Source organism: Luteitalea sp., assembly GCA_009377605.1.
In the GTDB taxonomy this organism is placed as follows: Bacteria; Acidobacteriota; Vicinamibacteria; order Vicinamibacterales; family Vicinamibacteraceae; genus WHTT01.
Genome location: WHTT01000139.1, coordinates 1 through 8,696, shown reverse-complemented (window position 1 = coordinate 8,696; position 8,696 = coordinate 1). Strand labels below are relative to the sequence as shown.

Annotated in this window: 6 protein-coding genes and 3 pseudogenes (1 of these 9 running past the window's edge); 7 read left to right on the top strand and 2 right to left on the bottom strand. The window is 64.3% G+C overall.

What is annotated here, in order from left to right; all coding sequences use genetic code 11:
- Positions 1-1,392, bottom strand: a pseudogene (locus GEV06_26775) (hypothetical protein); it reaches 516 nt to the left of the window's first position.
- Positions 1,393-1,603: 211 nt separating this feature from the next.
- On the opposite strand from GEV06_26775, the gene GEV06_26770 reads away from it, so the two are divergent.
- The 3 genes from GEV06_26770 to GEV06_26760 all read left to right on the top strand — a co-directional run bounded on the left by GEV06_26770 (position 1,604) and on the right by GEV06_26760 (position 3,739).
- Positions 1,604-2,242 carry a DUF1326 domain-containing protein gene (locus GEV06_26770; GenBank protein ID MPZ21464.1) on the top strand — a complete coding sequence of 213 codons (639 nt, stop codon included), beginning with the start codon at positions 1,604-1,606 and terminating at the stop codon, positions 2,240-2,242.
- Positions 2,243-2,364: 122 nt separating this feature from the next.
- Positions 2,365-3,051, top strand: coding sequence for a DUF2182 domain-containing protein (locus GEV06_26765; protein MPZ21463.1), 687 nt, complete (start codon positions 2,365-2,367; stop codon positions 3,049-3,051).
- Between the two features lie 43 nt (positions 3,052-3,094).
- Positions 3,095-3,739, top strand: a complete 645-nt coding sequence (locus GEV06_26760; GenBank protein ID MPZ21462.1) for a DUF1326 domain-containing protein — start codon at positions 3,095-3,097, stop codon at positions 3,737-3,739.
- 50 nt (positions 3,740-3,789) lie between these two features.
- Here the strand turns inward: GEV06_26760 and GEV06_26755 are convergent, their stop codons facing one another.
- Positions 3,790-4,362 carry a hypothetical protein gene (locus GEV06_26755; GenBank protein MPZ21461.1) on the bottom strand — a complete coding sequence of 191 codons (573 nt, stop codon included), beginning with the start codon at positions 4,360-4,362 and terminating at the stop codon, positions 3,790-3,792.
- Between the two features lie 487 nt (positions 4,363-4,849).
- On the opposite strand from GEV06_26755, the pseudogene GEV06_26750 reads away from it, so the two are divergent.
- The 4 genes and pseudogenes from GEV06_26750 to GEV06_26735 form a co-directional block, all read left to right on the top strand.
- Positions 4,850-5,149, top strand: a pseudogene (locus tag GEV06_26750) (transcriptional regulator).
- A 1,179-nt stretch (positions 5,150-6,328) separates the two neighbouring features.
- Entirely contained in the window at positions 6,329-6,838 is a 510-nt protein-coding gene (locus GEV06_26745; protein ID MPZ21460.1) for a YjbQ family protein, read from the top strand.
- Between the two features lie 204 nt (positions 6,839-7,042).
- Positions 7,043-7,156: pseudogene (locus GEV06_26740) on the top strand (SAM-dependent methyltransferase).
- A gap of 434 nt (positions 7,157-7,590) precedes the next feature.
- Positions 7,591-8,696, top strand: a 1,106-nt coding sequence (locus tag GEV06_26735) for a hypothetical protein (GenBank protein ID MPZ21459.1), incomplete at its 3' end; no start/stop codon positions are given.

The following is an 8,696-nucleotide window of genomic DNA, read 5'->3' as shown; positions in this document are numbered from 1 at the left end:
GCCGTACGCCAGGCTGTGATTCCTGACGTCCGAGACACCACCGAGGTTGCCGCCGAGTGGCGCGCCTCCACCCTGTCCCAGTGCCGTGGGGCCATCCGTGAAGAAGTCGCCCGTGCTGTAGCGCCCAAACGTATTGAGCTTGTCGCTCAGCCGGCCGTCGATCCGGACGTTGATCGAGTTTTCATCGAAGGTCTGCGACCCCGAGGCCACGAAGTTGTCACGCGTGCCGTTGTCGACACCAGGAGTATTGGGGGTCGGAATCAGATTCAGGATCGCCTGTGCCTGCGGTGAGATGCGTTCTGCCGGGAGGACGTTGCCAGCGAACCGCGCGCGCTCATCAGGAGAGGCCGCCGAGCGCGGGTCGAAAATGTTGACGCCATAGGCGCTCAGATCACCGCGCCGCGCTGCTTCCGTGGGAACCGACAACAGTTGCGAGCCACCCAGCTTGTCGCGCGTGCCCTCGTAGTCACCAAAGAAGAACCAGCGGTTCCGCATGATCGGTCCGCCGAAGGAGCCGCCGAACTGGTTATGCGTGGTTTCTGGAACGAAGCGACCGGTCACCGGATCCGGCTCGAACTGCGTGAACGGGTCGCGCGCCTGCCAGCTTTCATTTCGGTGGAACTCGAATGCGCTCCCAGAGAACTGATTTGATCCGGACTTCGTACGGACCGACACCACGCCAGCGACCGCCTGGCCGAACTCGGCGTCGTAATTCTGCGACGTGACCTTGGCTTCGGCCACCGACTCGAGCGAGGGGTTGATGACGATGATGCCGAGAATCGGATCGCGGTTCTCCGTGCCATCGAGCTGATAGCCGGTGCCGCTGAAGTGCTGGCCGTTGACCTGGATTTGCGTCGAGCCCTGGGGGTTCTCCGCGGCGTTCTGCTGCCAGGTAAAATTCTGTGTCCCCGGTGTCAAGAGCAGGAACTTCGTGAAGTTCCGGTCGAGCACGGGCAGCTCGGTGAGCTGCTTGGCTTCAAAGGTGCTCGCCACATCCGCCCGATCCGTCCTGAGCAGAGGCGCACCGCCAGACACCGTGACCGCTTCGCTGACAACGCCGACTTCGAGCTGTAAGTTCACCGGCGTCTGCGAGTCGACGCCGACTGTGACCGTTGGCACGACGGCCACCTTGAACCCGGACAGCTCGGCTTTCACCTCGTAGAGACCGGGCAGCAGACGATCCTTGACGAAGAACCCGGAGTCGTTCGACACGACGACGTCAGCGGTCTTGCGCTCGATGCTGGTGACTGTGATCGTCACCCCCGGCAGCACGCCGCCGCTGTCATCCTTGACGGTTCCGCTGAGACTCCCGTAAACAGCCTGTGCAGCGGCACTGGATGCCGACGACAGAAGGAAGAGTGCCCAGACAAGTCGGCCGCACCAGCCGGACATAGGCGTACCCCCCAGTACACCGAGATCGTGAACGTTCCCGTACGCGAAAGCGTAAGAGCAAATCGGAGGGGTGTCAACTCGCTGGGACGATGCGCTCGCTGGGACGATGCGTGCTGGGACGATTCATCGTGAGCGGCGGCTCGTCCATGGGTGTAAGATAGCCGTCAGTCCCTCCCCTTGATTGCTTCCGCTCCTCAGATGGAGGTTGCAGATGTCCCCTTCCGAAGTGACACCGGAGACCGCCTATCACATGAAGGCGGACTATCTGGAAGCCTGTAATTGTCAGCATGGGTGCAATTGTCAGTTTGGTGGCTTTCCCAACGAAGGGAAGTGCGAGTTCGTCCTGGGATGGGAAGTGAAGGACGGTGCGGTCGGAGACGTCTCCCTCAACGGCCTGCGCGTGGCGTTGATGATGAAGTATCCGAAGGCCATTCACGAGGGCAACGGCCACGTGGTGCTCTTCGTCGATGACAAGGCGGAACAGAGCCAGGTGGACGCGCTCGTCGCCATCCTGTCCGGGAAGATGGGCGGTATGCCGTGGGAGGCGTTGGCAGGAACCGTGACGCGCTTGGAAGGGCCCATTCGAAAGCCCGTACAGATCAATCTCGACGGCGAGCGCTCACGCGTGGAGGTCCCGGGCGCCATTGAAGTCCAGCTGACGCCGCTCACAGATCCCGTTACCGGCGAAGACAAGGCAGTCCACATCGTCTATCCGAAAGGTGGATTCCTGTGGGATGACGGGACGATTGCCACGACCGGGGTGATGCGCGCCACACACGGCGATATGCGTCTCGAGTGGCCGCACCGATACGCGGCAGCGGCCGAGATCAACTGGACCAACCGGAAGTAGACGCGGTGGAATCATCGATCAGTACCCCATCGGCCTTCGAGCGAGTGATCCGCCAGGACCGCCTCATCGTGCTGGCTGGATTGGCCGTGATCACGCTGCTCTCGTGGATCTACCTCGTGAGCATGGCGAGCAGCATGAATGCGGCGGCGGTGGATGCGGCCATGCACGCGGCGATGGGGATGCCCGAGATGGCCGACTGGGGCATGGCGGAGCTCGTCATGCTGTTCCTGATGTGGACGGTGATGATGGTTGCGATGATGCTGCCGTCCGCTGGCCCGGTCGTCTTGCTCGTGCTCGGCACGTGTCGGCGCCGAGGCCGCAGTGCGCGCCCCTTGAGTGTTGCCTTTGCATCCGGCTACCTGACCGCCTGGACGGTCTTCAGCCTCGTCGCGGCGGTGATCCAGCTCTTCCTCCATCGCGTGGCCGTGTTGTCGCCGGCCATGGCGACTCGGTCGGCCGTCGCCGGTGGTGCGATCCTCCTCGTTGCAGGCGCATATCAGTGGCTCCCGCTCAAGAACACCTGCCTGGTCCACTGTCGCTCGCCGCTTGCCTTCATCGCGAGCGAATGGCGCGATGGCGCAGGCGGCGCGTTCACCATGGGCCTGCGTCATGGTCTGTACTGCGTTGGCTGCTGCTGGGCGCTGATGCTTCTACTCTTTGCGGCAGGCGTCATGAATCTGATCTGGGTTGCGGCCATCGCGCTCTTCGTGCTCCTCGAGAAGGTCGCGCCACGTGGCGTCCTGCTCGGAAGGGCTGCTGGGGTGCTCCTCATGCTCTGGGGTGCGTGGATATTGATGCGTGCGGTGTGACCGTGTCACGGGGTGAGGGCTCAACAGACGAGGGGAGGGAGAAATGCCAGCGATTCCCAAGTGGAGCCTCAAAGGGGACTGGTTCGATACGTGCAAGTGCAGCATTCCGTGTCCGTGCACCTTTGCCCAGCCGCCCACTTCCGGCGACTGCGAAGGCATCCTGGCGTGGCATGTCCGGAGCGGTCAGTTCGGCGATGTCCGGCTCGATGGCTTGAATGTCATGGCAGTCGGCGTGTTCGAGGGGAACATCTGGGAAGGCAAGACGAAGGTGACGATGGGCATGTTCCTCGATGAGCGCGCCGACGAGCGCCAGCGTGAAGCTCTCCAGATAATCTTTAGCGGGCGTGCTGGCGGCTGGCCGGGTGTGTTTGCGAACTTCATCGGCGAAGTGCGTGGCGTCGAGCTCGCTCGCATCGACTTCAGCGTCGCGGACGACCTCGCGTCGTGGCGAGCGGAGATTCCGGGCAAGCTGGTCTCCAGCGCGGAAGCGCTTGGCGGCCCGACCACGCTGCCGGGGCAGCGCGTGCAGGTCCACAATCCCGGCGGCTCCGAAGTGGGTCCCGGCGCGATCGCGACATACGGCACGTCAACTGCCGACAAGGCGCAGGCCTTCGGCTTTTCGTGGGATCGCGCTGGTCGCTCGAGCAAGCACATCGCGTTCGACTGGTCCGGTCCTGATGCCGCTTGAAGGCGGAGAATGACGCATTGGCGCAAAGCGAGACGCGCGCTCTTTTCCTGCTACTGCGCCCGCAGCGCAGCGGCAGGGTCGACCCGCAGCGCGCGTCGGACCGGAGCGAGCAGCGCGAGCGTCGCACACGCGAGTAGCATTCCGATGGCGACGCCGAGCGCAATGGGATCGAACGGCGCCACTTCGTAGAGCAGGTCGCGCAAGAGCTGCACGACCGTCACGATGCCGAGCGCACCTCCTGCCAACCCGGCCGCCATCCAACCTGCGCCCTGCCGCAGTACCAGGGCGAGCGTGAGGATGGCGAGAAGCGAGAACAGCGGGGCTCGCCGCAGAGCGCGCGCCCCGTAGCGCAGGTCTTGGCGAAGGTCACTCCACCAGTCCGAGCGGCGAGTCTGCTGTACGCGCCTGCGCGCAATCGCCTCGAGCTCCACCCTGGCCTCGCGCACGTCCCCGAACTCCCGCAACGCTGCCGCCCGCGCCGCTGCAGGATCCATCCCCTGCGCTATCAGCGTCTGCGTCCGCTCCTCCACGTGGAACGCGATCTCGTCTTCTACCTCGTTCGTCACCCGCTCCTCCGAGGTGGGGAGCTGGAACAGCCGACGGATCCCTGGAATGCGCGCCATGCGTACCTCCACAGGTCAGGCGGATCTGGAGAACCTTGAAGAGGCGGCCGCGCAGTGGGCTCATGCACCCCTCTTTTCTGACAAGGTTCCCCGGAAACGTTCCGGTAAGAGCTAGGCTAACGCGAATTCATTGGAGGGGTAAGGACCTTCTCCGAGTCCCTTCTCCAAGTCGTATGCCCAACGATGGTTGAGCGACGAACAGAAGGAGGAACCGGGGACCTTTTTGGCAGTAACGCACAGAAAAAGGACCGGGTTTGCGGGGGGCGCAAGAGTTGCGCCAAACTGGTCCCGGAACGAGTTTATGCAGAGGGCAAATAGGAAGCACCAAAACAATGCGCCCAAGTTTCTCATAGCCCGACCGACGTCTCGCGGCTGAGCGCGCGACGTTCACTAGTCCTGTCGCGGCACAGCGAGCGGAGTAGTCGCGTCGTCGCGTATGGGGCTCGTCTCTGGGTTACGATGACGATGACATCCGTATCGTAAGGCTGTGCCCCGTTATCGCTTCAGCGAGTTCATCCTGTCGCCACGGCGCCGCGTGCTTATTCGCAATGGGCGCCAGCAGCCGCTCATTCCCCGTTATTTCGATCTGCTCGTGTTTCTCATCGAACGGCGCGGCGAGGCGGTGCATCGTCGTGACATCTTCGATCGCATCTGGAGCGATGTCGTCGTCTCCGACAGCGCTCTCAGCCAGGCCATCCGGACGATCCGTCGAGTGCTCGGTGACGACCCGCGCGAGCCGCGATTCGTAGGCACCGTCTCCCGCCACGGATACCGCTTCGTCTTGGCAGACGTTGTCGAGGAGGATGACGAAGGTGATTGGAGGGTCGAGGAACAGGCGGTTCCGGATCACGGGGTGGCACCCGAGGCTACCGCCGAGCCCTACGATCTGCTCCTGCAACGGGTTACCCGCGTGGCGGCCAACGCGGGCGAGGAAGAAGAGCAGCGCGAGGCGGCAGAGCTGCTGCACGCGCTTGGCACGTCCGAGGCGTTGCGACGTCTTGGCACTCGCCCTCGCCACGCATTCGCGCGAGCGCTATTGCGGGATACGCGTTGGGACGTGGCAGAGGCCGGCTCGGTGCCGGTTGTTGGAGAGCCGGCGGCGCTTGCCACGGCGCGCGAGCTGGTGAGTCTCCGGCTGCGCCGGGCGGCTGCTGTCACCGCGGCACGATGGGCCGGCGCGGCGATTGGCGGCGGCCTCGCCGGCCTCGTGGGCGGTGCAGCCGGTGGATTGATGCTGACGGCCGCGCCAGAGAGCGCTGCCTCCCTTGCGGTGGTTCCCGTGCTGGCTCTCATCGGGGCATGCTGCGGCGGCGCTGGCGGCGCTGCCGTCGGGGCGGGGCTGTCGGTGGCTGAGTCAATTGTGCGATCCCGGCGCACGATTGCGTTGTTCTGCGGCGCGGCACTGGGCGGTGGCCTCGCCGGCTCCGCCGCGCAGTGGCTCGGCCGATGGAGCCTGGCCGCACTCGTAGGAATGGACGTCGACACCGGGGGCGGCCTCGAAGGTCTGGCAATCGGTGGCGCGGCGGGACTCGGCTACGCCGCAGCAACCGCGCACTCCGAAGGCGGGCTGGCCGCGCCGCGGGGTCGCCGGCGACTCGGTGTCGCAGGCGTGATCGCCGCTGCCTGCGGGCTGGCAGCCTTGGCCCTAGCGCTTGCGGGTCGGCCTCTGGTTGGAGGCACGATTCACTTCATCGCTCAGACAGCCGTCGGATCGCAGGCGGCCCTGACGCCCCTCGGCCGGCTCATTGGTGAGCCCGACTTTGGTCCCGTGACCGCCGCTTTGATTGCCACGAGCGAAGGTGCATTGTTCGGCCTCGGCCTGGCCCTTGGCCTGACCCGCCGGCCATAGATACATTCGGTTGGAAGTCGTTCGGGCCCGGGATGTCACGAACATCTCAGGCAAGGCTCACGCATCCATGAAGACTTCCGCCCGCCGACCATCGATGCTTCCACGCGGAGGACATCGATGGAAACTCTCACGCCCCTGGCACGCCGAAGCGCGACAGCGCGAAGGCGGTGCACTTCGACCTGCCGTCACGCCAGAATTCATGTCACCACCAGACAGCAGACCGAGTTCATCGATCTGACCGACGGACTCGAAAGCCTTGTTGTCGACGCGGGCCTCCGTTTCGGGATCCTCAACGTCCAGACGCTTCACACGACGACGGCCGTGATCGTCAACGAGCATGAGCCGCTGCTGCTGACCGACTTCCAGCGCATCCTCGAGGCCGTCGCGCCAGGCGATGGCCGATACCGGCACGATGACACGTTCGCACGCACCGTGAACATGACCGGCGCAGAGCGGCCCAACGGTCATGCCCACTGTCGTGCCCTTCTCCTGCCAACGTCGGCCTGCCTCAACGTGACGGGAGGCCGACTGTTGCTTGGAGAATGGCAGCGGGTGTTCCTCGTTGAGCTGGATGGCCCGCGCGAGCGGGATCTCTCGGTGCTCCTTTTCGGGGAGGCCGGACAATGAAGGTGAAGATGACGGCCGGCCTGCGGCATCTGGCATACTCAGCGGGGTGGAAGAAGGTCGAGCCGCTCTGGGACGTAATCATCCGAGCCAAGCGCGCGGGAACGATGCTTCCCGTGCTCGAGACGATTCTCAGTGAGTTTGGCAGACGTTCATCAATTCGCAACGATCGATGGCGACGCTGAGCGCAGAGCACGAGAGGGTAATCTGAACGTGACCTATCTGTACGGTTATGCCCCGCAGGAGAACGTGCGCCTGCAGGATCAGGCCGGAACGCTCGTCGAGCTGCTACATTCCGACACCTCCTACCCAACCGGGAGCGTCGTCCAGAGGTCATTGTTCAGCGTGGCGTCTATTGTCGCGCGAGCCAGTGCGCCCATTGCCTCATCGTCTCGAGATCTCGCCAGGTACGCGAGGCCCAGTGCGAGCGCCCAGCCGCGCGCGCGCATCAACGTGTCGTTGTCGAGCGGATCGAATTCGCTCCGTGCTGATTGAAGAAGAGTGGACCGCGCCGCCGGCGGCAGCATCCAGATCACCGATAGGTCTGTCGCAGGATCGCCAGCAGTGAGATCCCCAAAATGTGCCAGTCTGCACTTTGGCACAATATTGGCGCCAAGCTCGTTCCGAGACGAGTTGATGCAGATAACGCATGCAAAGCGACAAAACGATGCCCCGCTTCTCTGGTCGGGGCCAGGACGTGAGAACGGGCGCAAGTTGTCGCGAGGATGTCGTCCATGTGGTGTATAAGGTCAGCCATGTTCCTGTCTAGGCTCACTCGTCTTGCCCTCGCGCTCATCCTTCCAGTGCTTCTGTGCGCTCCTTCGCAGGCAGCCGCGCAGCCGACCACGCCGGCGACGCAGGAGGAGGAGGCGTCGCTGCAGTGGTACAAGGGCAACACGCACACGCACACGCTCAACAGCGACGGCGATTCGACACCAGACGAGGTCGTGCGCTGGTACCGGGAGCACGGTTATGACTTCCTGGTCCTCTCGGACCACAACTTCCTCACCTCCGTCGAGGCGCTCAACGCGCTCCATGGGGCGGACGAGCAATTCGTCGTGCTCAAGGGTGAAGAGGTGACGGACCGTTTCGGCGAGAAGCCGCTGCACGTCAACGGCCTCGACGTCAGCACACGCGTCGAGCCGCAGGGAGGCTCCTCGGTTGTGGACGTTCTTCAGCGCAACGTGGACGCGATCCGTCGAGCCGACGGCATACCGCACATCAATCACCCGAACTACAGGTGGGCGATCACGGCCGACGAGCTCCGCCAGGTGCGCAACAACCGGCTATTCGAAGTTTTCAACGGCCATCCGACGGTCAACAATCTCGGCGGCGGCGGCGTGCCCGGGCTCGAGGAGGCGTGGGACGCCATCCTCACGAACGGCACGCTGCTCTACGGCATTGCGGTGGACGATGCGCACGTATTCAAGGATCCGGGGAATCCGAACGTGTCCGGTCCAGGGCGCGGATGGGTCGTCGTCCGCGCGCCGCGGCTCGAGGCGCGCGCGATCGTCGACGCGCTGGATCGCGGGAACTTCTACGCGTCGACTGGGGTCGAGCTCGCCGACTATCAGGCGACACCCGAGCAGATCACCGTCAGCGTGAAAGAGCGCGCGGAGGAGAAGTACCGCATTCAGTTCATCGGCAAGGGCGGACGCCTGCTGCGTGAGGCCACAGAGCTCAACGCGACCTACGAGATCCGCGGCGACGAGGGCTATGTGCGCGCGAAGATCATAGAGAGCAACGGGAGCGTGGCTTGGTGCCAGCCGGTGCAGGTCGGCTCACGGTCATCCGCGATGGCTGGAGCGCCGAGCTTGTTGCCCATCGTGCTCCTGACGATCGGCGCGGGTGTGTGGCGTTG